The 25,989-nt window shown below is 34.9% G+C and carries 24 protein-coding genes and 2 pseudogenes; 10 read left to right on the top strand and 16 right to left on the bottom strand.

The genetic code is table 11. The features are described from left to right. Positions 1-194: 194 nt before the first annotated feature. On the bottom strand, positions 195-1,844 hold the full coding sequence (gene groL / locus NOX90_RS04835; RefSeq protein WP_375603747.1) for a chaperonin GroEL: 1,650 nt from the start codon (positions 1,842-1,844) through the stop codon (positions 195-197). A gap of 98 nt (positions 1,845-1,942) precedes the next feature. Continuing rightward, positions 1,943-2,233, bottom strand: a complete 291-nt coding sequence (locus NOX90_RS04830; RefSeq protein ID WP_375603746.1) for a co-chaperone GroES — start codon at positions 2,231-2,233, stop codon at positions 1,943-1,945. Between the two features lie 173 nt (positions 2,234-2,406). Between NOX90_RS04830 and NOX90_RS04825 the strand changes: the two genes are divergently transcribed. Next, positions 2,407-3,204, top strand: a complete 798-nt coding sequence (locus NOX90_RS04825; RefSeq protein WP_375603745.1) for a YgfZ/GcvT domain-containing protein — start codon at positions 2,407-2,409, stop codon at positions 3,202-3,204. Positions 3,205-3,978: 774 nt separating this feature from the next. Here NOX90_RS04825 and NOX90_RS04820 read toward each other — a convergent pair. The 4 genes from NOX90_RS04820 to NOX90_RS04805 form a co-directional block, all read right to left on the bottom strand. Then, positions 3,979-4,398 (bottom strand): transposase, encoded by a 420-nt coding sequence (locus tag NOX90_RS04820; RefSeq protein ID WP_375604608.1) that lies wholly within the window; start codon positions 4,396-4,398, stop codon positions 3,979-3,981. 64 nt (positions 4,399-4,462) lie between these two features. Then, positions 4,463-4,705 (bottom strand): transposase, encoded by a 243-nt coding sequence (locus NOX90_RS04815; protein WP_375603621.1) that lies wholly within the window; start codon positions 4,703-4,705, stop codon positions 4,463-4,465. A 556-nt stretch (positions 4,706-5,261) separates the two neighbouring features. Then, positions 5,262-5,885, bottom strand: a complete 624-nt coding sequence (gene ccmA / locus NOX90_RS04810) for a heme ABC exporter ATP-binding protein CcmA (protein WP_375603744.1) — start codon at positions 5,883-5,885, stop codon at positions 5,262-5,264. Positions 5,886-5,888: 3 nt separating this feature from the next. Beyond that, positions 5,889-6,320 (bottom strand): hypothetical protein, encoded by a 432-nt coding sequence (locus tag NOX90_RS04805; RefSeq protein WP_375603743.1) that lies wholly within the window; start codon positions 6,318-6,320, stop codon positions 5,889-5,891. 196 nt (positions 6,321-6,516) lie between these two features. On the opposite strand from NOX90_RS04805, the gene aspS reads away from it, so the two are divergent. Together aspS and NOX90_RS04795 are read left to right on the top strand one after the other, a co-directional pair. Further along, positions 6,517-8,319 carry an aspartate--tRNA ligase gene (gene aspS, locus NOX90_RS04800; RefSeq protein ID WP_375603742.1) on the top strand — a complete coding sequence of 601 codons (1,803 nt, stop codon included), beginning with the start codon at positions 6,517-6,519 and terminating at the stop codon, positions 8,317-8,319. 35 nt (positions 8,320-8,354) lie between these two features. Beyond that, positions 8,355-9,617, top strand: a complete 1,263-nt coding sequence (locus NOX90_RS04795; RefSeq protein ID WP_375603741.1) for an MFS transporter — start codon at positions 8,355-8,357, stop codon at positions 9,615-9,617. A 7-nt stretch (positions 9,618-9,624) separates the two neighbouring features. On the opposite strand, the gene NOX90_RS04790 is transcribed toward NOX90_RS04795, so the two are convergent. The 3 genes and pseudogenes from NOX90_RS04790 to NOX90_RS04780 all read right to left on the bottom strand — a co-directional run bounded on the left by NOX90_RS04790 (position 9,625) and on the right by NOX90_RS04780 (position 13,049). After that, positions 9,625-10,584 (bottom strand): RluA family pseudouridine synthase, encoded by a 960-nt coding sequence (locus NOX90_RS04790; RefSeq protein WP_375603740.1) that lies wholly within the window; start codon positions 10,582-10,584, stop codon positions 9,625-9,627. A gap of 128 nt (positions 10,585-10,712) precedes the next feature. Beyond that, positions 10,713-12,261, bottom strand: a pseudogene (locus NOX90_RS04785) (penicillin-binding transpeptidase domain-containing protein). After that, the gene (locus NOX90_RS04780; protein WP_375603739.1) at positions 12,216-13,049 is read right to left on the bottom strand and encodes a polysaccharide deacetylase family protein; all 834 of its coding nucleotides are present in this window, start codon (positions 13,047-13,049) and stop codon (positions 12,216-12,218) included. The pseudogene NOX90_RS04785 and the gene NOX90_RS04780 overlap by 46 nt, the downstream one beginning before the upstream one ends. Before the next feature lie 336 nt (positions 13,050-13,385). Here NOX90_RS04780 and NOX90_RS04775 point away from each other — a divergent pair, with 336 nt between their 5' ends. The 3 genes from NOX90_RS04775 to NOX90_RS04765 all read left to right on the top strand — a co-directional run bounded on the left by NOX90_RS04775 (position 13,386) and on the right by NOX90_RS04765 (position 14,802). Continuing rightward, complete coding sequence (locus tag NOX90_RS04775; protein WP_374699423.1) at positions 13,386-14,045, top strand: RadC family protein; 660 nt, start codon at positions 13,386-13,388, stop codon at positions 14,043-14,045. 101 nt (positions 14,046-14,146) lie between these two features. Further along, positions 14,147-14,482 carry a helix-turn-helix domain-containing protein gene (locus NOX90_RS04770; protein WP_375603733.1) on the top strand — a complete coding sequence of 112 codons (336 nt, stop codon included), beginning with the start codon at positions 14,147-14,149 and terminating at the stop codon, positions 14,480-14,482. A 164-nt stretch (positions 14,483-14,646) separates the two neighbouring features. Next, positions 14,647-14,802, top strand: coding sequence for a hypothetical protein (locus tag NOX90_RS04765; RefSeq protein WP_375603738.1), 156 nt, complete (start codon positions 14,647-14,649; stop codon positions 14,800-14,802). On the opposite strand, the gene NOX90_RS04760 is transcribed toward NOX90_RS04765, so the two are convergent. Both NOX90_RS04760 and NOX90_RS04755 read right to left on the bottom strand, forming a co-directional pair. After that, positions 14,788-15,171 carry a transposase gene (locus NOX90_RS04760; RefSeq protein WP_375604573.1) on the bottom strand — a complete coding sequence of 128 codons (384 nt, stop codon included), beginning with the start codon at positions 15,169-15,171 and terminating at the stop codon, positions 14,788-14,790. The two genes, NOX90_RS04765 and NOX90_RS04760, sit on opposite strands and share 15 nt — an antisense overlap. A 17-nt stretch (positions 15,172-15,188) precedes the next feature. After that, positions 15,189-15,431, bottom strand: a complete 243-nt coding sequence (locus NOX90_RS04755) for a transposase (RefSeq protein ID WP_375603654.1) — start codon at positions 15,429-15,431, stop codon at positions 15,189-15,191. Between the two features lie 5,117 nt (positions 15,432-20,548). On the opposite strand from NOX90_RS04755, the gene NOX90_RS04750 reads away from it, so the two are divergent. Both NOX90_RS04750 and NOX90_RS04745 read left to right on the top strand, forming a co-directional pair. Further along, positions 20,549-20,701, top strand: coding sequence for a hypothetical protein (locus NOX90_RS04750; RefSeq protein WP_375603737.1), 153 nt, complete (start codon positions 20,549-20,551; stop codon positions 20,699-20,701). Between the two features lie 12 nt (positions 20,702-20,713). Then, complete coding sequence (locus NOX90_RS04745) at positions 20,714-21,589, top strand: hypothetical protein (RefSeq protein WP_375603736.1); 876 nt, start codon at positions 20,714-20,716, stop codon at positions 21,587-21,589. A gap of 460 nt (positions 21,590-22,049) precedes the next feature. Here NOX90_RS04745 and tnpA read toward each other — a convergent pair whose 3' ends face one another. Together tnpA and NOX90_RS04735 are read right to left on the bottom strand one after the other, a co-directional pair. Next, positions 22,050-22,487, bottom strand: a complete 438-nt coding sequence (gene tnpA / locus NOX90_RS04740) for an IS200/IS605 family transposase (RefSeq protein WP_375603735.1) — start codon at positions 22,485-22,487, stop codon at positions 22,050-22,052. A gap of 217 nt (positions 22,488-22,704) precedes the next feature. Next, positions 22,705-23,448 (bottom strand): annotated as a pseudogene (locus tag NOX90_RS04735) (IS5 family transposase); the annotation flags it as partial. A 64-nt stretch (positions 23,449-23,512) separates the two neighbouring features. On the opposite strand from NOX90_RS04735, the gene NOX90_RS04730 reads away from it, so the two are divergent. Together NOX90_RS04730 and NOX90_RS04725 are read left to right on the top strand one after the other, a co-directional pair. Continuing rightward, a complete protein-coding gene (locus NOX90_RS04730; protein WP_375603639.1) occupies positions 23,513-23,878 on the top strand; it encodes a transposase in 366 nt (121 codons plus the stop codon). Beyond that, positions 23,821-24,279 carry a transposase gene (locus NOX90_RS04725; RefSeq protein ID WP_375604575.1) on the top strand — a complete coding sequence of 153 codons (459 nt, stop codon included), beginning with the start codon at positions 23,821-23,823 and terminating at the stop codon, positions 24,277-24,279. The genes NOX90_RS04730 and NOX90_RS04725 overlap by 58 nt, the downstream gene beginning before the upstream one ends. Here NOX90_RS04725 and NOX90_RS04720 read toward each other — a convergent pair. From NOX90_RS04720 to NOX90_RS04710, 3 genes are all read right to left on the bottom strand, one after another. After that, the gene (locus NOX90_RS04720; protein WP_375603734.1) at positions 24,265-24,585 is read right to left on the bottom strand and encodes a helix-turn-helix domain-containing protein; all 321 of its coding nucleotides are present in this window, start codon (positions 24,583-24,585) and stop codon (positions 24,265-24,267) included. The two genes, NOX90_RS04725 and NOX90_RS04720, sit on opposite strands and share 15 nt — an antisense overlap. Before the next feature lies 1 nt (position 24,586). After that, entirely contained in the window at positions 24,587-24,922 is a 336-nt protein-coding gene (locus NOX90_RS04715) for a helix-turn-helix domain-containing protein (RefSeq protein WP_375603733.1), read from the bottom strand. 101 nt (positions 24,923-25,023) lie between these two features. Continuing rightward, complete coding sequence (locus tag NOX90_RS04710; RefSeq protein WP_374699423.1) at positions 25,024-25,683, bottom strand: RadC family protein; 660 nt, start codon at positions 25,681-25,683, stop codon at positions 25,024-25,026. Positions 25,684-25,989 lie beyond the last annotated feature (306 nt).

Genomic DNA, 25,989 nt, shown 5'->3' with positions numbered 1-25,989 from the left:
CTATGCCGAGATATCGCGGCGGTATGACGTTTTCTTGGGTTAGCTATAGGCAACCACAATATAAAGGAGTGAAACGGATGCGGAGAATAAGACCAGTAGTGCCTTTCTGCACCAAACGTATTACCTTTAACGAATAGTAAAATGTGAGATTTTTGGAACTACCGTGGAGCAATTGCTCCACGGTTTCACTCTACTTAGAATCCACCCATGCCACTCATTTCTCCTGCGCCCATAGGAGATGAAGCATTTTCTTTGCTTGGTACATCAACTATCATAGATTCAGTAGTAATCAGTACACTCGCAACAGATATCGCTGTTTCAAAAGCAATGCGCACCACTTTTGCTGGATCGATCACACCAGCTGTAAATGCATTAGCATAATTCATAGCCTCAACGTTGTATATAAGCTCTTTATCATTCTGCTTAATCAAATGGTCAATTATAACAGCAGACTCAAGACCAGCATTTTTAACTAACCTTCTAATTGGAGCACTGAGAACTTTCTTGATAATGTTTATGCCTATTTGCTCTTCGTCACTTGCACCTTTTAATTTGTCGAGAACAGATGAAGCATAAAGAAGTGCAACTCCACCACCTGGAACTATGCCTTCTTCAATTGCAGCTCTTGTTGCATGCAGCGCATCTTCAACTCTATCTCTACGTTCTTTAACTTCCACTTCAGTTGCTCCACCAACTTTTAGCACAGCAACACCACCTGATAATTTCGCTAAACGTTCTCTTAGCTTTTCTTTATCATAATCAGAAGTTGAAGTTTCAATTTGAGATTTGATCTGCTCGATTCTAGCTTTCACACTGTCAGAATCGCTATTTTCGCTGATAACTGTGGTATTATCTTTAGTAATTTTAACATTTTTAGCAGTACCAAGATCATCAAGTGTCAGATCTTCCATCTTGATTCCAAGTTCATCTTTTATGACGTACTTAGCACCAGTCAAAGGTGCTATGTCTTCGAGCATCTCCTTTCTTCTGTCACCAAAACCTGGAGCTTTTACTGCAGCAACTTTTAAACCACCACGCAATTTATTGATAACTAAAGTGCTTAATGCTTCACCTTCGATATCCTCTGCAATAATAACTAAAGGTTTACCAGATTTAACAACAGCTTCAAGAATAGGAAGTAAAGGTTGAATAATATTTAATTTTTTCTCTGTAATTAATAAATAAGGATTATCAAGCTCCACGATCATTTTTTCATTATTTGTAATAAAATACGGAGAGAGATAACCGCGATCAAATTGCATGCCAGTAGTCAGCTCAACTTCTAACTCTTTTGAACCTTTACTTTCTTCAACAGTTATTACACCCTCTTTTCCAACTTTTTTCACGGAATCAGCAATACTGTTACCTATATCCTTATCACCATTTGCAGAGATTATCGCAACTTGCGCTACTTCATCCATTTTCTCCAGAGAAATTGTACGAGACATTGACGTAATTTCCTTTAATATTACATCTTTTGCCTTCTGTATTCCGTTTTTAATACCAACACGATCGGTTCCAGCAACAATTGACTTTGAAGCTTCCATTATCATATTGCTAGTTAGTATTGAGCACGTTGTTGTACCATCACCAACTTTGTCGTTACATTGAGAACAACTTTGGGCAAAGATGCTTGCTATTGCAGCATTTAGTGGTTTTTCAGGCTTGATACCCTTCATTACCTTATAACCGTCTTTTGTGATTTCCGGTGCACCATAGGGTTTATTAATCCCTACTGTTTTTCCCCTAGGTCCCGCAGTTATTGCCACCGTTGAATCCACTATTGCTGCAACTTCACGAAAAGCTTCTTGCAACTGCTCACCTGATACTACTACATTAGTCATTTTTATCACCCCTTATTAATAAAAAATTTAGAAAACTACAATAAAATCACTTACAATGCACTGTATCGTGCTTTGTTTTAGTTTAGTAAAAATAAAGACTACTTAATGACAGCAAGTATATCGGACTCCTTCATCACGATAAGCTTTTCGTCATTATGTTCTATTTCTGTGCCAGCCCATTGACGATAGAACACTTTATCACCAACCTTTACAGTTAAAGCTACGCGTTCACCGTTTGAGTTGCGTGAACCTTCACCAGTTACTATAACTTCACCTTTAGTAGGTTTCTTTTCAGCACTTGATGGAAGCATAATTGCACTTTGCTTTTCCTCGCTAATAGGCTTGATCAGCACGCTATCATCTAATACATTTAAATTTACATTTGACATTTGCTTTTCCTTCCAATAAATTAACCTATAACTTTATATATATACTCGTAAGTTAGATTTCAAGAGCTGGAGTTTGTAAAATATGCACACCATATAAAATATGTACGCCAAAAGCAGTTTCTAAAAGAGCCTAATGTTATATAATAGAATTTAGATTTATTTATAGAGATTTTATGAGTTATATACCATTCTTAAGTCGTGGTGTGATAGTGCTATATGGGCCTGACACTAGAGATTTTCTGCAGGGTATTATAACCAATGATATTAATAAGTTGGATAGCCAAAAAGCCATTTACTCTTTATTACTTAGCCCTCAAGGGAAATATCTATATGATTTTTTTCTTATTGAATATGGTAAATACACCTTCTTGGAATGCGAAAACATACACTTGCAGCAAATAATGGAGAGACTAGATTTACTTAAAACTTATTTGAGGGTGAAAATTAAAGACGTTAGCGCACTGTATAAGGTTGGGGTTTTATTTAATACTAAGTTGGCGGAGTGTAGTAGTAAGTCACAAGTTATTTTTCAAGATCCAAGGCACAAGCTGCTAGGAATGAGGATCATACATAAAGATGAAATGAAAGAGCCGGTTGGGGATTTTACTCAGTATGAAAAAGTTAGAATTCAAAATCTCGTTCCAGATGGAGCGAAAGATATGGTGCAGAATTCATCATTTCCGCTGCAATTTTTAATCAACGGCATAAGCTTTAATAAGGGGTGTTATATAGGTCAGGAAGTCGTAAATCGAATGAGCAGACAAGAAATATTCAGAAGAAAACTTTACCTTGTTGAGGGAGATAACGCACTTCCAGATATTGGCACTAAAATGACAAATGAAAACAATGAGGAAATAGGGGAACTGCGCTCTAGTGTAGACAACATTGGACTTGCATTGCTTAATACTGGAAAGAGTCACGCAAATTTATATGCTGGTGGAGTCAGGTGCGTTAAGACGTTGAAGTCTTAAGGAGAAATGAAAAACTTACTTGACACATTTTGCCAGTTCCCTTATCATGAAACTGAAGCTATTTATTTATCTTCGCAATCTCTGCAGTGGATTAATGACAAAAAAACTTAATGTATTTGGCGTAAATCATGCTTAATTTTTTGCACTATGTGCACCTCATTTAGCTATACAAGCCGAAATGCGCTGTTTAAGACAGTAAAAGACAGACAAGGGAGAGCTTGAATACTAGCTACCCTGGGGTTTTTTTGTCTTTTTTTTCGCTCAGTAAATTTCTTAACGTTTATAATTTAGGTTAGTTGCATTTAAAAGCAGCTAAATTGCAGTATTTAAGACTTAAAAAACGCCAATACTGAAAATAGACAATGACTAGGGCTTCTTTTGCCTTTTTTTTTATTTGGTAAATTTCTTAAATATTTTCTTAAATTTTATAGCTAATCAGTACTGGGATGACACCATCATAAAGTGAACCAGTGTCACGCACTGGGATGACAAAAAAGGAGTACTGGGATGACAAGAGGGGCACTGCCCTCTTGGATGGAAACCAGTGTCTGGGCACTGCCGTCATAAAGGAACCAGTGTCAGTTACTTGGATGACGCCTCACCATGTCATCCCAGTGCGTGACACTGGGATCTAGTATCGTTCAGCGGAGTGGCAGAATAAGGTAGACAAGGTGATCTAAAAAGATAATCATAGAGTAAAAATGTGGTAAACCTTTTAGAGCATGTCTTCAAACTCAAGAATGAGCTAATTTGTGAAGCATAATAGTGATCATATTAAAAAAAGATGTTATTTTTTGAAGTGAGAGGAGAATGCTCATAATCCTTACTCATACGTCTAAAATTGGAGAGCCAAGCAAAGGTTCTCTCAACAATCCAACGTTTAGGAATAACCTGAAATCCTGTATCAACTACTTTCTTGGTAATCGTCAACAAACATCCAGTTTCCAATAAACAGCGGTTTTGCAATTTACCTGTATATCCTTGATCAGCAAAAAACTTACGTAATGTTGGAGCTTTGCATTTGGCTTGAACAAAAAGATTTAGTGCACCATCACGATCTTGAATGCTTGCACTGTGTACTTCAGCAGCAATTACAAGACCTAGAGTATCTACAACGATGTGGCGTTTTCTACCCTTTACTTTCTTGCCAGCATCATATCCTCTGGATCCCCTTTTTGAGTGGTTTTTACTGATTGACTGTCAATTATTCCTACTGATGGAGTTTCATTCTTACCAATTATCTTTCTTAGTTTTTTAACTAGAAAATCATGAATTTCTTGCCATATTCCACTTTTTTTAAACGCGAATTACAACTATACACGGTTTTCCATGGTGGAAAATTCTTAGGTAGTTGTCTCCATTGACAGCCTGTTCTCATCACATACCTTATTGCATCGATAATCGTTCTGATACTGTGTTTTCTTGGTCTGCCGGTCTTTTTAGGTTCAAAATATTGCTCTATCATCTTCCATTCTTTGTCACTTATATCGCTTGGGTACATTTAAAATATATCTTATAACACACTTCTTAACTCCTTTCTACTTAGTTTGAAGACATGCTCTTAGCCATAAACATTAAGAAATTTACCAAATGAAAAAAAAGGCAAAAGAAGCCCCGTTGGTGACTAGTTATTTATATGTACTTCAAAATATTGGCGTTTTTTATTCTAAACGCTACGATTCAGCCGCTTTTCAATGCAACTAACCTAAATTATAAACGTTAAGAAATTTACTGAGCGGAAAAAAAGGCAAAGAAACCCCAAGGTAGCTAGTATTCAAATTCTCCCTTGTCTATTTGACGTCTTTTACTGTCTTAAACGACTTATAAGCGCGTTTCAGCTTATATAGGTAAAAACCCGAAGATTTTATAAAGACATAGAATGCACATAGTGCAAAAATTAAGTATGATTTACGCCAAATACATTAAGTTTTTTGTCATTAATCCACTGCAGAGATTGCGAAGATAAATAAATAGCTTCAGTCTCATGATAAAGGGGCTGGCGAGGTTTGTCAAGGAAGTTTTTTCGTTTCTAACGGTTATTAACGCGCTGCCAAAAACTATACAAGAAGTCTATTGAAATCGCGTATATCAATCGTTGTAAAATCACACAATTGCTCTGTAGAGCTATGTCCTGTAATAATTACTATACCATTTTGCTCAGAGCGTATTGAGACTAGGTTCAGCACTAATTCACACGTTGCACTATCAAGATTACAAAATGGTTCATCTATCAGCCAAACACTTGCATTAGAAATCAAGAGGCGAGCAAGCGCAACTCTTCTTTTCCAGCCTGCAGAAAGTTCGCCATATCTAATATTAAGTACAGGTTGCAACTGCAAGCAACAAATAGCTGCCATAATCAATTCCCTAGTATTTCGTATTCCTGCCCAGAATTCTATGTTTTGGGCAACAGTTAAGCTATCTTTACAGGCATTCTTATGGCCTATATAGACCATAGAAGGTATATAGGATTTTGGATCATCATATATGTCTTCTCCGCAGTGCCTTATATTGCCTGATACCGGCGGTAAAAGTCCAGATAAACTTCTAATTAAGCTGGTTTTACCACTACCATTTGGACCAGTGATTAGAATCTTTGATTTTGGTTCAGCTTTAAAGCTAAGATGTTTAAATAATACTTTGTTATTACGAGCGCAGGATAAATTTTCACATTCAAGCATGGATTATCTGCCCTTCCCCTTATGTTTACCTTGAGTTGAAGCCTGAGCTTTTACAAACAGCTCCCAAAATCCTTTCTGGCCGCCTTCTCTATGTATCAATTGTGCAAAACGCTGCATTAAACCATTACCCATCATAACCATCTTTGTCCATTTACCTACCGGTTTTGCTATGTCAACTATTTCTGGATCTTCTTTATAAACTTGCACATCTTTTTGCTTCTCGCGTAGCATTTCCTGTTGTTTCATCAATTCTTTTTGCTTGTTTTTTTGATATAATTTATTGAATTTCCTGTCTTCTTCCCACTCTTCTTTAAAAACTTTTCTAGGAAATATGATTTTTCTAATGCGATTTTTGTATATATTTCTCAAAAAGAGAAATACTGCAGCTACAGCAAGTGATGTTACGCTATATGTTATGATCTGTGTAAGTGGCATTTCCTGTATCTAATTCATTAAAAATACCCTTACTATTATACCATAATTATAGAAATCGTGCAATTTTTTTGCGGGTAAAGACAGTATAAAAGCAACACTGCTCTATTTCGTAAATTGGACAAATATCTGACGAATGGGCTTGTATGTAATAAGGTTTATTTCTATACTTTTTAAAGAATTTAGAAGTGAAACAAATATGAACTGCTACAAGACTCACACGTGTGAAGAATTAAGAAAGAATGATGTAGAAAAAGAAGTTACCCTTTCTGGATGGTTATACCGTAAGCGCGATCATGGTAACCTAATCTTTGTTGATTTAAGAGACTTCTATGGAATCACTCAACTAGTATTTAATAATGATAAAGACTTTTTTGATGAGATATCAAATTTAAAATTGGAGAGTGTAATTACTGTTACAGGAATAGTTGAAGCTAGAACTGAAGATACGGTAAACACCTCTATCGCAACCGGGGAAATTGAGGTTGTAGTTAGCAATTTGCACGTTGAATCGGAAGTCGAGTTCCACCTTGATGAAGAAATAGCGAAAGAAGAAAGAAGTATATTAGCGAGCATTGCCGGCGAACAAGAATACCCAGAAAATATGAGATTTAAATATCGGTTTCTTGATTTAAGGCGTGAAAAAGCCCGTAACAATATTATTCTGCGCTCACAAATTATTGCAGAACTCAGGAGGCTCATGATAGAGCAAGGGTTTTTGGAAATTCAGACTCCAATACTTACTGCTTCATCTCCTGAAGGTGCACGTGATTATTTAGTGCCGAGCAGGCTAAATCCTGGTAAATTCTACGCATTGCCACAAGCTCCGCAAATTTTTAAACAGCTGCTCATGGTTTCAGGGTTCGATAAATATTTCCAAATTGCCCCATGTTTTCGTGACGAAGACGCAAGGGCTGATCGTTCTCCGGGAGAGTTTTATCAGCTAGATCTTGAAATGTCTTTTGTGACTCAAGAAGACATCTTTCAGATTATTGAGTCTACCTTATATAAAGTGTTTGCTAAGTTTTCTCGTAAGTCTGTTGATAAAGATTTTCCACGTATTACATATAAAGAGGCAATGCTCAAATATGGTTCTGATAAGCCAGATCTGCGTAATCCATTATTAATCAGCGATGTTACAGAAATTTTCCGTGATTCAGAGTTCAATATTTTCAAAAGCAATATTGAGCGTGGTATGGTAGTGAGAGCCATCCCTGCACCCAAAACAGCAGAGGAACCACGCAGCTTCTTTAACAAAAAAATAGAACATGCACAAAAAGAATTTGGTGCCAAAGGGCTTGGATATATAACGTTTGATAAAGATGGAACTGCGAAAGGACCGATTGCTAAATTCCTCGATGACAATAGGCTAAACTACATAAGAGAAGTAACGAATGTAGGGCCTGGAGATAGTGTGTTTTTTGCTTCTGATAAAGAGAATGAAGCAGCAACAATTGCAGGAAAAGTGCGCACTCTTTTAGGGTCAGAACTCAGTCTCATAGATGATAATATCTTCAAGTTTTGTTGGATCATTGATTTTCCATATTTTATATATGACGATAAAAGTAAAAAAATCGATTTCTTTCATAACCCATTTTCTATGCCACACGGTGGTCTGAAAGATTTAGAGGAAAAGAATCCACTCGATATCCTTGCTTACCAGTATGATCTTGTTTGCAATGGAATAGAACTATCAAGTGGGGCAATTCGTAATAATAAGCTGGATATCATGTATAAGGCCTTTGCCATTGCAGGTTATAGCCGGGGAGAAGTTGATACAAAATTCGGCGCACTTGTACGTGCATTCAGATTTGGTGTTCCCCCTCATGGTGGAATAGCACCAGGAGTTGATAGAATGGTTATGCTGCTTGCTGATGAGCCGAACATTCGTGAAGTAATCTGTTTTCCTATGAATCAGCAGAGTGAAGATGTTCTAATGGGTGCTCCTTCTAAAGTAGAGGATAAGCATTTACGTGAATTATCCTTGAAGGTTATTGAATAAAAATTTTTATAGTGGGGTGTGGTAAACCGGAAGTCATGAACAATATTCAAAAAGCAATACTATCGGGCATAATCTGCAACATGATTATATGGTATGAGTTAACTCTATTTGGAGTTTTGACGCATATAATAAGTGACGTTNTTNTTTCATCAGAAAGTGATTACTTAAGTACAATCAAATTTCTTGGTACTTTTGCAGTTGGCTTTGGATTTAGACCACTTGGTGCATTTATTTTTGGTTACATTGGAGATAAATACGGCAGAAGGAAGATTTTGCTGACTTCTGTAATATTAGCTTCGATATCGTCTACTGCAATTGCGGTTATACCAAGCTTTAAAGAAATAGGAATATTTTCTCCTATACTACTTCTGCTTTGTAGAATAACACAAGGAATGGCAGCAGGTGGAGAAACAAGTATCAACTCAGCTTTTTTAATAGAACATTCAAGCGATAAAAAAAATCTAGGTTTTTTAGGTAGCATGAAAGCTTTTAGCGGCGCGCTTGGTTCTCTTACATGCTTTGTAATGATAGCTATTTGTAAAAAACTCACAGGTGAAAATTATGAAATTTGGGGCTGGAGGCTGCCCTTCTATTTCTGCTTCATTATGGGCATAATAGGCTTTTTAACAAGATATATAATGGAAGAGAGCTTAGCATATAAAACACACGATAAAAATAAAAGCTTATCTCATTCTCCATTTTTAGAATTAATCAGGGACTATAAAAAGGCATTTGTGATAGCAATTGGAGTTGGTATTGCCCAAAATGCAATCGTTTATTCGGTAATAATGTTTTATAACATATCTGTAAAAGAGCTTACTCTGTCAGGTATTGATATTAAAAATGTAGTAAGGATTGTAGTTGAAATTACATTTGGAGCGTCTGCAGTGCTGTTTGCAATACTGTCTGATAAAGTTGGAAGAAAAAATGTAATGATTCCTACATTAGTAGCTCTAGCTTGCGCCGGTTTGCCGGCGCTTTCGCTATTATCATATGATAACCACTATATTGTAACGCTCACTTTTCTATTGATAAGCGTACCGATAGGTGCATCTTTTGGAATATACAATTCTCTCGTCTGCGAGCTATTCCCAACAAAAGTTAGGTGCACGGGCTTTAGCCTCGCACATAACATATCTGCAGGAATATTTGGTGGCCTCTCTCCATCCATATGCATGTGGCTTATAGAAAAAACCGAAACAAAACTTGCAGCAGGCATTTATCTTACTGCCTGCGCATTAATTAGCCTAATATCTGTGCTTCAAATTAAAGCCAAAGACAGAAAAGTTGATTGGTGAAATCGTTTCAGTTGAAAGATAGCGCTTCAATAGACTTTTCAATGTGCTTAGGGATAGGAGCGGTGATAGTGATTTCTTTATTATTTGGCAATTTTAAAGATAAAGAATGCGAATGAAGGTGAATTTTATTTGCCATTCCATCGACAAAAGCTTTTTTACCACCATATTTACCGTCACCAAGAATGGGACAATTTATATGAGCTAAATGTACACGTAACTGATGGGTTCTGCCGGTAATTGGTTGCAATTTTACGTGAGCAACATTGAGTTTGAATTTTGCTATAATTGAAAAATGTGTAGTGGCATTCTGAGGTGAATTTTCATCAATGACCACTTTTTCTTGACCAGAAACATATTTTTTCATCAATGGACAATCTATTATTCCACTATCTTTATTTGGTATGCCAGATGTTAATGCCAGATAAGTTTTTTTTACCCTTCGTCCTTTAAATTCCTCCATAAGATATCTGGCAACACTAGCATTGCGTGCGAATATTATCACTCCACTCGTATCTCTATCTAGTCTATGGACAATTTTAAATATTTCTCCCTCTCTTATTTGGTCAAGCAAATCACTAATGCTAATCTTTACTTTTACGCCACCTTGAACGATGACCCCTGCGGGTTTGTTTATAGCTAGTATATATTCGTCTTCATATAATATGTTCTCTCTTAGTAGATTCACTAACTTCTCATTATATTTGCGGTCAGAATTAGTGTTTTCAATATAATCTAAGTATTTTATCGTTATAGTTTGCCCAGAGTTTACTCTGTCACTAGACTTTGCTTCGCAATCATCAACTTTGATTAACCCTTTCCTTAAAGATTTTTCAATTACAGATTGCTTTAGATCAGGAAAGATTCTTCTGATGTACCTATCCAGCCTAACGTTATTATCTTCTACTGATATGGTTTTTATATTCTCCATTACTTTATTTGGGTGTATGCTAGTATCAGCTATTTGCATGACATAAAATAAAGTATAGCACAAAATATACCTTGTAAAATCACTTCTTAGAATGTCTGTAAAAGACAAGAATTAACTGACAGAAGAATTAAAACTAATATCAGGCTGTTGTTTAATGCTACTAATCTTTATCTTTCAAGCATATACTGAAATATTTCATTAGCTATAGCAACATCTTGGCGTGGGGCTTTGCCGTGTTCTATAAACACAGAGATTGCGTAGCGCGGGTTATGGTAAGGGCCATAAGCGATAAATAACTTATGACTTTCGCCCTTAGAGTTTATTTCTGGTGTACCAGTTTTACCGGCAATTTGTATACTGCTTAGCCCTTTTCTATAGTTAGAATTCACCACGTCAAACATAGCTTTTCGAACTATGCTAAGATGCTCATGATCCACCTCAATTTCAGGAAAATTTTGCATCGTTTTACTCATCTTAATGCGGGGAATTACCTCTTTTCCTGTTGCAATCCTCGCTGCAAGAACTGCAAGCTGCAGTGGTGTTGTAAGTATATACCCTTGTCCTATAACTAAGTTGATAGTGTCACCTAAATACCACTCTGAATACAGCTTTCGTGCGCGCCAATCTCTATCGGGCAACAACCCTGGAGCTTCTTCCTTAAACGTTCCAATCAGTGACCCACTGCCAATACCAAATTTTCTGGCCATTTCCACCAGAGAGTCTACACTTATTTTTTTTCCTATATTATAAAAGTAAGTGTTGCATGAGAGAGCCATTGCTTCATTTAAAGATACATATCCATGGACTTTGCTTTTCAGGCAACGAAATTTCCGCTCACCTATTTTCATATAGCCCTTACACGAGAATTTCTCTTCTGGTGTGATTATTCCGTCCTTTAAACCTGCAAGCGCAACTATTACTTTAAATATTGAACCAGGTGGAATTTGATACGACAATGCACGATTCACAAGTGGTAATGAAGGAGTATTCAAGCTTTCCCAAGTCTCATTTGATAGTCTGCTAGCAAAAAGATTATTATCGTAAGAAGGTGAATTATATAATGCTAAAATTTCTCCATTATTTACATCAATTACCACTGCGGAGCCCTGGTGATCTTTAAATACCTCTGCGATTTTCTCTTGCATATTAATATCAACTGTTAGCTGCACATCTTGTCCGTCTTGCTGTGGTATGCTTGATAATTCTTTTATGACGCGTTTTTTAGAATTTATTTCCTGCTCAGATTTTCCTGGCTTGCCTTTCAATATATGATCATATGTATATTCAATACCGCTGATTCCTACTTCGTTTATGCCTTGCTGTTTTTTTGTATATCCAAGTACATGAGAGCATATCGACCCAAACGGGTAGTAACGTTTATAAAGAGCAGTTATTTTTGTTTCCGACGATCTTGCTATATTAGATTCAATTTCTGATAATGTTTGCAAATCAACTTCCTTACCAGAACCATCAAACAAAACAACATACGAAATTTTGTTTACCGCAAGTTCAATGCTATTCCTATCTAAAACTTTGCCTCGCTGAGGCATAATAGCGGTGATTCGTACCCTATTGTTATTAGACAGCGTTTCGTACTTTTGTCTGTTTCGTATTTGTAAATTATATAACCTATAGCTAAAAATAGCGGAAATGGTAAGCTGAATACCNACCTAATATGAATGCTCTGCGGTTAAAGACTTTGTTTTTTGTCCGCATAAAATTCCTTCAAAATACACTCCTTCTTCTATTGGTATACTTCTGGCTTTTACTGCATTACAAACCTTTTTTCCCCACTCACTTAAGGTAACAAGCTTGTTACCTGATTTTTTTAGTATTTTAATAATATGAGGTAAAGCTTCAATTGTGTTTGATCTGTTATTGTGATCATGAAATAGTACAATTGCTCCATTGTGTACATTACTTAAAACTCTTTCAACTAAAGTTTCTGGCTTATCACCTTGCCAATCTAGCGAATCAACTGTCCATAATATCGAATACATATCCAATTTATTAGTATTTTCAATCAGATTATCGTCATGACATCCATATGGTGGGCGAAACCATTTTACATCTTGTTTTGTTGCATTTTTAATTGCTGTATTTGTCTTTTCTAGTTCTTGCAATTGTTCCTCACTTGAAAGCGATGTCAATTTCCTATGCGACCAAGAGTGATTGCCTAACTCATGACCTGATTCATGAATTTTCTTTACTGTTTCAGACGTTTTTTTATTTATACGTTCACCAAGCACAAAAAACGTTGCTTTTGCTTCATAGCTTTCCAGAACATTAATAATATCGTTTACTCTATTGTTGGAAGGCCCATCATCAAACGTAAGCGCAACAAACTTATCGTCGTTATTCAACAATTTTTTTATATTACTTAAATTTCTATATGATAGATCCAGATTACAACTGAGCCCACAGTATGGTAAATTAAAATTACAATCACCACAGAAAACTGCGCTTGAGTATAGCAAAAGAAAAGCGATTATCCTTATAAGCATTTTGTAATCAGTAAAGTGATAGGATATTATGCACTTTTTTGCTAAGTTAAGCCATCTTTAATTGCTAGCCTTTACCTCATCACTTCTTTAATATATTGTATTAATAATTTTATACAATATATTATGATTGCAAATATAAACACCATTGCGCTTCAGGGAATTAGCACAGTAAGTGTCAATGCGCAAATCCACATGGCAAATGGTATTCCAGCTTTTAAAGCAGCATGGACAACATTGTAAAAAATAATTTGGAGTTCAAAAGGGTTATTCCTCGAGAACTACTGCGTCAGAAAGCTGGCGTTGAGTTTGTATATAATGTTGACCTTGGAGGTTTTTATGAATAATAGTGAGAGAAAAGAAAAATTAGAAACTCGTATTCTATCAAGCAGAGGTAGGTCTTTGCTTGACCATGAGCTACTGGAACGTAATCTATCTGCATACACAGAAGGAAGAGAAGTTGCCAAAAGGCTAATGGAGCTCTTTAGTAGTCTAGGAAGGGTGATTAATGCTGACTTTCATGAGCTAAAGAATGTTACAGGAATGAACGATGGAGCAATAGCAAGTATCTTTTGTCTGAAAGAGATTTTTGATAGGATATTGAAAGGTAAGTTAAAAAAGCTGTCGATTCTTGATAATAGAGAAGAGCTATTAAAATACTTTAAAGCAGCAATAGGACAGTCAAGAAAGGAAAGCTTACGAGTGATATACTTAGATAGAAGTGGTCATTTAATATATGAGTATATTCAAGACTGTGGAACTATAGATAGAGTACCTCTGTATGTGAGGGAAATAATAAAACAGGGATTACTGATTGACGCAGCATCTGTTGCAATTTCACATAATCATCCAAGTGGAGATATAGAGCCATCAAAAGAGGATGAGGATAACACACTTACATTAGCTGCAACCTGTGAAAATGTAGGAATGAAATTGATAGATCATATAATCGTAACACAGAAGAGCCACTTTAGTTTTTATGACAGTGGTTTGTTGTAATCTGTAGATCGGAAGGAAAGTTCTCTAGCTTTCCTTCTTTTTTTACTTCATAAATTAAAAAATTCAATGTAAGCTTGAACAGCTAAAATGAGTAATGAAAGGTGGAATTAGGCAAAAAAATAAAGGAACTTAGGCTATACTGTGGTTTGACACAAACTGAACTAGGAAAAAGAATAGGTGTTTCATATAGACAGATACAAAGGTACGAAAATGGTTCAAATTACATTTTAGCCAGTAGACTATATGACTTAGCAAAAGCCTTATCGATTGATGTTGCTGATTTTTTTACTGATATACATGCCGACTCACATGAAGCTTATGATGAGGAGATATTAAAATTAGTCAAAGGATATAATGAAATTAAGAGCAAAAGGTTACGTAGTGTAGTTTATATATTGGTAAAATCTTTTTCTCAAAGTATATTATCTGATACGTAAAATGACCATACAACATCCTATTGATAAACAAATAGGGGAAAGGATAAGGAAAAGAAGGCTAATGTGTGGTTTTAGCCAAAGAGACTTAGGTTGAAATTTCATTTCAGCATATACAAGGATATGAAACTGGAGAAGTTAGACTTATAGTTGATAGGTTATATAAATTGGCAGAAGCTTTGTCAGTTGATATGTCATATTTTTTTACCAAAGCCTCTGAAGAATTGCATGATAAGGCCTTTCATAGAGATGTAGGTAGCGAAGAAATATCAAGACTAGTGAGAGAATATAAGAGCATGTCTTCAAACTCAAGAATGAGCTAATTTGTGAAGCATAATAGTGATCATATTAAAAAAGATGTTATTTTTTGAAGTGAGAGGAGAATGCTCATAATCCTTACTCATACGTCTAAAATTGGAGAGCCAAGCAAAGGTTCTCTCAACAATCCAACGTTTAGGAATAACCTGAAATCCTGTATCAACTACTTTCTTGGTAATCGTCAACAAACATCCAGTTTCCAATAAACAGCGGTTTTGCAATTTACCTGTATATCCTTGATCAGCAAAAAACTTACGTAATGTTGGAGCTTTGCATTTGGCTTGAACAAAAAGATTTAGTGCACCATCACGATCTTGAATGCTTGCACTGTGTACTTCAGCAGCAATTACAAGACCTAGAGTATCTACAACGATGTGGCGTTTTCTACCCTTTACTTTCTTGCCAGCATCATATCCTCTGGATCCCCTTTTTGAGTGGTTTTTACTGATTGACTGTCAATTATTCCTACTGATGGAGTTTCATTCTTACCAATTATCTTTCTTAGTTTTTTAACTAGAAAATCATGAATTTCTTGCCATATTCCACTTTTTTTTAAACGCGAATTACAACTATACACGGTTTTCCATGGTGGAAAATTCTTAGGTAGTTGTCTCCATTGACAGCCTGTTCTCATCACATACCTTATTGCANTCGATAATCGTTCTGATACTGTGTTTTCTTGGTCTGCCGGTCTTTTTAGGTTCAAAATATTGCTCTATCATCTTCCATTCTTTGTCACTTATATCGCTTGGGTACATTTAAAATATATCTTATAACACACTTCTTAACTCCTTTCTACTTAGTTTGAAGACATGCTCTAAGATGTGGAAAATGTAGTGAGCAAAAATCTAGAAGCGTGGACTTTTTCTTGGGTAGATAAATTAAAAGACAACAAAACGACATCTGTAGAACGTTCTTGATTGGAGGCAAATAGCTATGTTTCACATAGCTATTTAGGTTAAATAATTTAACTATTGCAAAGATTCATGTACAGTAGTTCTTGAAATTTAATTAAATTTAATAAATAATTTACTTTAATTAACATAGCTTGTAACGCTCGTTCTGGATCAAGGAAGGAAGATAGGAAATAGAAGGCTTTTTGGATTTCATGGAGTAGAAAATGAGAGAGAAAAGATATGAACCAAAAAATTAGCTGGGGATCAATATCCGTTCAGCCAATGGCGTCAACTTAAGGACACATTTTAGACTTCTTTGTTGAAATAAAACAGCAACAAAAGTGCTATTTATTGCAGCTTCTGGATAATTTAATGGTAAAAGTTTTAGAGAGAAATTCTATACACTATCGCTGATATTTTTCCTTAAGTTGACACCATTGCCTGAAAGGGTATGCATTTGTTGATAATTCCTTCTTCGATGGCAATGCCTATACCATTACTCTCCAGAGCTGTACACCTAGCTATACAAAAAACCCATCATCAACGAGAGCTACCCGCTCTTTTAGATATACTTGGCTCGTTAACATCTGGCCTAGCTACTCCTACTGTTACTTCCGATACTGATGTAGATGATTGACCACTAGGAACATTCTCTATCGAACTATGTGCAATACCGGCAACAACAAGCTTTTTACTTATTAATATTAACTCATTGCTGCTACTAGCCTTGCTATTGAAAACAACCCCAATAAATGCTACCTTATCACCTTCTGTTATTGATTTGATGTTTTTAGATTTTGCGTATCCTTCTATCTGATTATCTGCTCCTGTCAGCTCTTTACTAGCTGCCTCCATTGTTGTGTCAGAATACTTCAATTCGAATCCTATAGATACAGATTCTCTCAACTCTTCTACTTTCTTTTTTTCGTCAGGATTTTTAGTATCTACAACTTGTATCATAATATCAATTCTACCTCCCCCTCCAACTTGAAATTCTGTGAGTACAGCAATTACCCTATCTTTATCTAAATCACTTAATCCAGTAAACAATCCATCTAAAAAAGCTTTAAATCTATTTTCACTACTAAGCATTGATACAAGACTTTGTCTTGGTTTCTTATTTTTATCACACATTAATCCCTTAATCGCATCAAACAAGTTTTGATAAGCGTCTAACTCAAACTTATTGTCATTTCCTACCTCTTTCTTTTTTGATTCAATTTTCTTCTCTAATTCTTTTTGTTGATAATTTATTGCTTTTTTAAATGTATCAATTAATCCAGGCACCTGATCAACTGGCTGCACGTCTCCTTCAAACTTATTTTGAGGTGTGCTAGATCTTATTTGTCTTCCTTGAGAAGAAGCTCCTGCAAAGTATTCTCCTTTCTCTTTATTTTCAACCTTCACTAAGTTCTCACTGCCATAAAAAGTACCAGGAGATAGTGCTGATTGACTAGGTCCTGTTTCTCTATAACCCATTACATACACCTGAGTTACTTGTTCAATTTCTTCTTGTTTTAGACCAATTTTATTTAATATTTCATTAGTAAATGAATACTTATTATATTTAGGTTCCTTACTACCATCCTCCTGTATATGAAAAACAAATATCTTACTTTTATTATTGCGTTCCTTAACAACAAACATATATGTAACAAGGCGATCTTTTATATTTGTTTCTGAGTGGTTAAATGAGTACATTTTTGTACTGTTTGTTCCTTCAGGTTTGCTCACTAATGGCAATTGCCCAAGTAAGAAGCGGCTTAAGTAATCTCTTGTATATTGTTCTGAAGGAAATGTATAGTACACTTGTCCTAATAGATCTTCTATTTCACTTACTTTATCTTTATTATCTCCATTACTATGGGCTATATTAAGTAAGGACTGCATGATAGGCTCTTGATTTTTTCCTATCTTGGATGCTACTTCAGAAATTTTATATGAATCCTTTGGCTCATTAAGGTTAACACCTATGCAAATTACTTTGTCAGCATTTGTTAATAAGCGCATTTTATTACGACGCAATCCCTTAGCATAACTTTTCGCTTCTGACAATGCATTGTCCACATTACCCTCTGCTTTTAATTCCATTACTACAGGAACAGCTAACCAAGAACGATCTTTTCTTCTTACAAGCAACATGATATCGCTATAACCTCTTCCTGTTAATAATTCTAAATATAATCTTAAATTATAGCGATAACGAAAATTCATCAATATACCACTGATAAAGCCATGTTGCGCTGCTTCTTTATTACTATTTTGTATAAGATTTTTTCCNTTGAGATCAGAGTAAAGTTTTTTAGCTCCTTGAATTATCTTTTCAATATTTTCTTTACTATCTTTAAACTTACCTGTAGCTAACTTATCTATACTACCTTCTAAACTTTCATCTACTTTGCAATCTACTTTTTTAAATCCTTCGGTAATTACAGGATCCTTACCTTCTTTATGTTCTACCAAGACTTTAAACTTCCATTTCTGATCCTCTTTCTTCTTTTCTTCTTCTCCTTGAAGTATTTCTCTACCTATCAAAATCTTAATTGCGCTTGACTCCTTTAATGCACCACCCTTGCCTACATTCTTTATTTCTTCCTCAAGATTAGCAGTAGATTTCTTACCGCTACTTTCTGAGAAAATAAATAATTGCTTCTTCCGTTCTTCTCCAACCTCTGCAATAACATGTAACTCTTTTCCAACTACCTGAACCATCTGAAAATGTAAATTTTTTAATCCAAGCTTTTCAGCAAGTTTTGTGCTCTTTAAACTAGAAAACATTCCAAGCAAGAAATTCATAAAAAATCCTTCCTTTTCTGGTGCAGAAGAAGCCCCACTTGGTTTTGGTATTTGATCTAAAAATGACTGAAATCTTTTTTGAAAGTTTTTATCAATATTGCTTGCATTAAAAAGATGTTGTATTAATTCTTTTTTATCATCCGGCATATAATTCCTCCTTATTTAGATATACTTTCTCGAATAGCAACGGTAGACTTTAGATCGCTCAAAGACGATGGTACATCACCAGCCTGGTTAGCTTGTGCAAATTCATTCATTTTNTTCTCTATCGCATCACTTAACCCATCATCTGACAATAACTCTAAAATCTTTGTCATAGATTCTTTAACTCTAAATTCTCTATGTAGATCACATGCATGATCCCATTTTTGTTTATAGCTAGGATCTTGTTCTATAATTTCTTTTATGGCTCTTACAAAATTATTACTATATTTAGTATCATCAAGAATCCTATCTAACAAATCTTTCCTATCTTGAATATACAAAGCACAACAAGTCCTGTACGAATTGCGAAATGATTTAGCTACCTTCCTACACCCTGCTTCACTTGCAGAATCCAATATCCTCTCCAAAGGTTGAAATGCACCGACCATAGCAAGACTTGATAACACGCGAATGAATCCAGGATTATCTCTACTTAACTCATTGAGATAGTGCTTCCTATGTTCTGCAAACTCTTTTTTATCCCATATCCAGATTAAAAAATTACCTCCTATTTTCATCAATTCTTTATTAGGTGCAGCACCAACCTGATCTCCTACTCCATAAATAAAGTTAGTAGAATATTCTTTATGTGAGACATTCTCAGACCCCAAGCAATTAATTAACTCTTTGACATACCCAAACAAATACTTTTCTTCTAATGTGTCTAATATAGAGTAATAGCCACAAGCTTCATAATCTTTTTGCAAAAGCATCTTATACTTATCAGCGCCTAGATGAGTAAGACAAAAATCTATAACATTTGCATTGCTGTGCCTGAGATTGAAACTACCAGATGAAGTAGCATACAGCGCTGTGTTAATTAAAATTTCATCACGTTCGTTTTGTGTTATTTCCCCCTTTAACTTATTAAAAAAGAATTCAAGAGCTTCTATGCACCCTTCTTCTTTTGCACATTCAAACCCATATTTCCACAAATCAACTTGATTATGATATTCTAAGTTTTTATGATAATTCTCATTATATCTTGTTATCAACTCCTTAAGACTGTTAAGAATCCCCTGATTAGGGTTTGTGATATATGCACCATCCTCGTCTATGACGCTGATATAATGAGACCAACAAGCCATTAATTCAGAATGTCTGCTGAGTGTTTTTATGACAAACTTTTCTTCCAATTCTGAATCATCTCTGTATCCATCCAATAGCAGAAAAGCGTTACGTATGTCTTTTTCTGAGCAAAGCCAACAAAGAACCTTATATTTATAATAATCATCTAATAGATTTTCACCATCTGCTTTCTTCATGTTAAGTAGCTCCTTAACAACAACTGCTCTATTTAAGATGAAGTCACCAGATTGCCTACAAGCCCAATATCTATTGTCTGAAAAGTTATTGAGTTTTTTAGCCACATAAGGAAGATCTACACTCGGTAAGATCTTGCTGCCAAATGGCTCATACCACTCTTTAACCTGAATGCGCTTTACAGCATAACCTGAGTCACTTTCTGGAACTGAACTGATAAATTTTTTTTCACTTTCATTCATGGTTACTTACCCCTCTTAACTTATTAAATTAGACCTAATTTATACTTGATTCCAGATTAATAAAAACATATATTTATCGCAAGAATTTTTTTAAAGAAATACTAAAAGTTTGCTTATAGCGAAAATCTTCAATATAGTATTAGAATCAAATCTGTTATTGACTCACTTTATTTTTTGTTCTCAATTCTCAAACAGGTGTATACTTTTATGTAAATAAATATTACTAAAAACATACTGTAATTGTTGTTGAATAATGGAGAGACATACTCCATTATTTTAGCACGAAGTAACGAATTCAGTAGAATAAGTTCTTAAAAAATAATTTAAACTTTTACAGTAGGAGCAGTCCCATGAAATATTATAGCGGATTAGATATCTCACTCAAAGAAACTTTCATTAGTATCGTTGATGAGAAAGGAAAAATTGTTAAAGAAGAGGTTATTGCAAGCGAGAGTGATCAACAACTAAGCGCCTGCCTGACCAAGACAAAAGATATGAAGTGATAGAGATAGAAAGTGTATATAAACTTTAGTACTGTAGCACCTGAAAGGAGTAATTCTTTCAACAATGAATCTCAAGACTGTGACGATGCAGATGAAATATCAAGTAAAAGCTTGAAAATCATAAAAAAGATTGCTAGTAATTTATTATTAAAAGGTGGGAAAGTAAGACGCGATCTCTTCTATCATGGTAGGATAGGATATGCAACTACTGCATTTGTTGGTAATAATAATTCTCTTCAATTTAATGAGTATATCGTTGCACAATGTAAGGAAATTGAAAACGATCTAAAAAATGTAGCATATGAGAGTATTGTAAACAAAAATAAGCAAACCCAAAAGGATGAATTAGAAGTAGAGATAGATAATGGATATTTTTATATAGAATATCCACAAGATAGTATTATTGAAGTTATAAAAATCCTAAACGATGAAAAAGCTAAAGATTTAAATTTAAGAGTCGGCATACTCAAAATCGGAGAAAGTACAGTAAGAGTTGAAAGCATAGGGGAAAAAAGGAATTACACAGACCTTGCGGATAATAGTGATATAGCATTGACTTTCAATACCAGTGAAGGAGAATTAGAAGTTAGATTGTATCCTGATATGCGAAATAAAGACTTAATAAGGGTAGAAGTAAGATCTGCTGAAGCGATTAAAAATTGTAACGAAGAAATAGGAAAGAATTGCTTACTAGGAAGTTTATCAGTTAATGAAGCCATAGAACAAGGGTATTTTAAAAAGCCTGGAAAACTTTGTCAATCTTCTGAAACAACGAGTCCATCCAACAAGATTGTCGAGGAAGAAAAATTGCAGAGAGGTAATAATTATTGGCAAGATAAAGAAGTGCAACGCTCAATAGAAAAAGAAGAAGGTGGTAAAAGAAGGTAGATCTACCGAGTTTGAAAATAAAATCTTCTCAAGATTGTTGTTGTGCGTTGCTGAAAGTGGTTGTATTAATTAGGTTTTTATTAATATATATTAAAAGGTTAACACTAACTCATTCGGAAATAATGGGAAAATTTATGGTATCCGTTCAGCCAATGGCGTCAACTTAAGGACACATTTTAGACTTCTTTGTTGAAATAAAACAGCAACAAAAGTGCTATTTATTGCAGCTTTTGGGTAATTTAATGGTAAAAATTTTAGAGAGAAATTTTATACACTATCGCTGATATTTTTCCTTAAGTTGACGCCATTGATTGTCCTGTGTAATGGGAATTGGTATCACATAACTTTTGCAATTCACTCTTATACTTAGAACGCTAATTCTGGATTAAGGAAGGAAGAAACTCAACCACTATCGGCTGAGAGCCGAAAGGTTGGATATTGCGCTGGAAGCGCGGTAAAGCTACTCCAATCTTATACTAGATATAGAATGATGCTGATGTGCATCTGTATGTTTATTGATGTACTCATTAATAACCTCATCTGTGATATGCCCACTTGTAGCACTAAAGTAGCCTCTTCCCCAAAAATGCCTACCCCAATATATTTTCTTTAATTCGGGAAATTCTTGTTGAATTTTACGTGAAGACCTACCTTTAGCTCTCTGGACAAAATCGCTCACAGCTATATGAGGCGGTATTACCACAAATAGGTGCAAATGATCCGACGACACTACTCCATTTTCTATCTTAACCCCCATTTCTTCAGAAACTTCAACCACTACCGCTCGTACTCTTTCCTTCATTGCTTTAGTCAGTACTTTATATCGATATTTTGTGATCCACACCATATGGTATCTATGATAAAATGCCGTGTGCTTTTCTTTGTCATACCCTGTCATAATTATATTTTATAAAGTATAATTATGACTTTTACAAACTAAAGTTTTTCCACCTGGAAAGTGGAGGCTACACCATCTTATGGATAGTGTATATTTACATGATAATTATTACGGCTTTATTATTTCTTGTTTATAAGATCAGAAACAACTTACACGGATTTAAAATAGCACTATTACAGTTTACGTTAGATCTTAATGATTAGACTTCTTTCAAAATTCATGAAAGGAGCTCAAAATTGTGAATAGAGGCAATCAAATTAAATCTTAAGCCAAAACGTTTTCGTCGATTTCTATATCTGTCAGAAATGATTTTAAACCTTTTCAATAAGCCGATTACGTTTTCAACTACCACTCTTCGTATAGAGAGAGATCTATTTTCTGCTTTTTTCTCCTTTGATAAAGGATTCTTTTTTGATCTTCTATGTGGTAATTCAACATTTTTATGTATCTTTTGCATTCCTCTGTAACCAGAATCAGCTAAGATCTTAGTTTGCGGTAATATTGCTATCTTTGATTCTCTAAACATCCGAAAATCATGTTTTCTACCATTGGAGAAAGATGTACATATGACCTTTTTACTCTTCTTCTCTGTTACTATTTGTGTTTTTATAGTATGCCTTTTTTCTTTCCAGAGTAAAAGCNNGCTTTTGCTTTTTTTTGGCCTTTCTACTGCTGTTTCAGTTCCATCTATTACCAAAACTTCGTATTCTACATTACTATTTAATAGATCTTTTTTTCCTGGTAATGCAAAATCTGATNNTAATGTGTCTTCTACCCACCTTATTATTTTAAAACAGTTGCTTTCACTCATGCCATAACTTTGTCCTATATGAAAATATGTACGATATTCTCTCATATATTCCAGTGCCATAAGTAATCTGTCTTCTATACAAAGTTTGCTTTTTCTTCCACTTTTAGCTTTTTTCCTTTTATCCTCCTCATCTAGAATTTCTACCATTCTCTTAGAGCATGTCTTCAAACTAAGTAGAAAGGAGTTAAGAAGTGTGTTATAAGATATATTTTAAATGTACCCAAGCGATATAAGTGACAAAGAATGGAAGATGATAGAGCAATATTTTGAACCTAAAAAGACCGGCAGACCAAGAAAACACAGTATCAGAACGATTATCGATGCAATAAGGTATGTGATGAGAACAGGCTGTCAATGGAGACAACTACCTAAGAATTTTCCACCATGGAAAACCGTGTATAGTTGTAATTCGCGTTTAAAAAAAAGTGGAATATGGCAAGAAATTCATGATTTTCTAGTTAAAAAACTAAGAAAGATAATTGGTAAGAATGAAACTCCATCAGTAGGAATAATTGACAGTCAATCAGTAAAAACCACTCAAAAAGGGGATCCAGAGGATATGATGCTGGCAAGAAAGTAAAGGGTAGAAAACGCCACATCGTTGTAGATACTCTAGGTCTTGTAATTGCTGCTGAAGTACACAGTGCAAGCATTCAAGATCGTGATGGTGCACTAAATCTTTTTGTTCAAGCCAAATGCAAAGCTCCAACATTACGTAAGTTTTTTGCTGATCAAGGATATACAGGTAAATTGCAAAACCGCTGTTTATTGGAAACTGGATGTTTGTTGACGATTACCAAGAAAGTAGTTGATACAGGATTTCAGGTTATTCCTAAACGTTGGATTGTTGAGAGAACCTTTGCTTGGCTCTCCAATTTTAGACGTATGAGTAAGGATTATGAGCATTCTCCTCTCACTTCAAAAAATAACATCTTTTTTAATATGATCACTATTATGCTTCACAAATTAGCTCATTCTTGAGTTTGAAGACATGCTCTTATATTCTCTCACTAGTCTTGATATTTCTTCGCTACCTACATCTCTATGAAAGGCCTTATCATGCAATTCTTCAGAGGCTTTGGTAAAAAAATATGACATATCAACTGACAAAGCTTCTGCCAATTTATATAACCTATCAACTATAAGTCTAACTTCTCCAGTTTCATATCCTTGTATATGCTGAAATGAAATTTCANNACCTAAGTCTCTTTGGCTAAAACCACACATTAGCCTTCTTTTCCTTATCCTTTCCCCTATTTGTTTATCAATAGGATGTTGTATGGTCATTTTACGTATCAGATAATATACTTTGAGAAAAAGATTTTACCAATATATAAACTACACTACGTAACCTTTTGCTCTTAATTTCATTATATCCTTTGACTAATTTTAATATCTCCTCATCATAAGCTTCATGTGAGTCGGCATGTATATCAGTAAAAAAATCAGCAACATCAATCGATAAGGCTTTTGCTAAGTCATATAGTCTACTGGCTAAAATGTAATTTGAACCATTTTCGTACCTTTGTATCTGTCTATATGAAACACCTATTCTTTTTCCTAGTTCAGTTTGTGTCAAACCACAGTATAGCCTAAGTTCCTTTATTTTTTTGCCTAATTCCACCTTTCATTACTCATTTTAGCTGTTCAAGCTTACATTGAATTTTTTAATTTATGAAGTAAAAAAAGAAGGAAAGCTAGAGAACTTTCCTTCCGATCTACAGATTACAACAAACCACTGTCATAAAAACTAAAGTGGCTCTTCTGTGTTACGATTATATGATCTATCAATTTCATTCCTACATTTTCACAGGTTGCAGCTAATGTAAGTGTGTTATCCTCATCCTCTTTTGATGGCTCTATATCTCCACTTGGATGATTATGTGAAATTGCAACAGATGCTGCGTCAATCAGTAATCCCTGTTTTATTATTTCCCTCACATACAGAGGTACTCTATCTATAGTTCCACAGTCTTGAATATACTCATATATTAAATGACCACTTCTATCTAAGTATATCACTCGTAAGCTTTCCTTTCTTGACTGTCCTATTGCTGCTTTAAAGTATTTTAATAGCTCTTCTCTATTATCAAGAATCGACAGCTTTTTTAACTTACCTTTCAATATCCTATCAAAAATCTCTTTCAGACAAAAGATACTTGCTATTGCTCCATCGTTCATTCCTGTAACATTCTTTAGCTCATGAAAGTCAGCATTAATCACCCTTCCTAGACTACTAAAGAGCTCCATTAGCCTTTTGGCAACTTCTCTTCCTTCTGTGTATGCAGATAGATTACGTTCCAGTAGCTCATGGTCAAGCAAAGACCTACCTCTGCTTGATAGAATACGAGTTTCTAATTTTTCTTTTCTCTCACTATTATTCATAAAAACCTCCAAGGTCAACATTATATACAAACTCAACGCCAGCTTTCTGACGCAGTAGTTCTCGAGGAATAACCCTTTTGAACTCCAAATTATTTTTTACAATGTTGTCCATGCTGCTTGGGCACTGGGATGACATTATAGGAGCACTGGAATGACATCATAGGGGCTACTTTCATGACATCATAAAAAAGTAAAATGAGATCCCAGTGTTACGCACTGGGATGACAAGAAGAGGGTACTGGGATGACAAGAAAGAGGATACTTGGATGACAGGGGAAGGTGGCTAACCTGACAACCGTCATCCCG

It is taken from the genome of Wolbachia endosymbiont of Anurida maritima (genome assembly GCF_042182995.1).
Classification (GTDB): Bacteria; Pseudomonadota; Alphaproteobacteria; order Rickettsiales; family Anaplasmataceae; genus Wolbachia.
The sequence above is the reverse complement of the archived record's forward strand: the minus strand, read 5'-3'. Positions and strand labels throughout refer to the sequence as shown.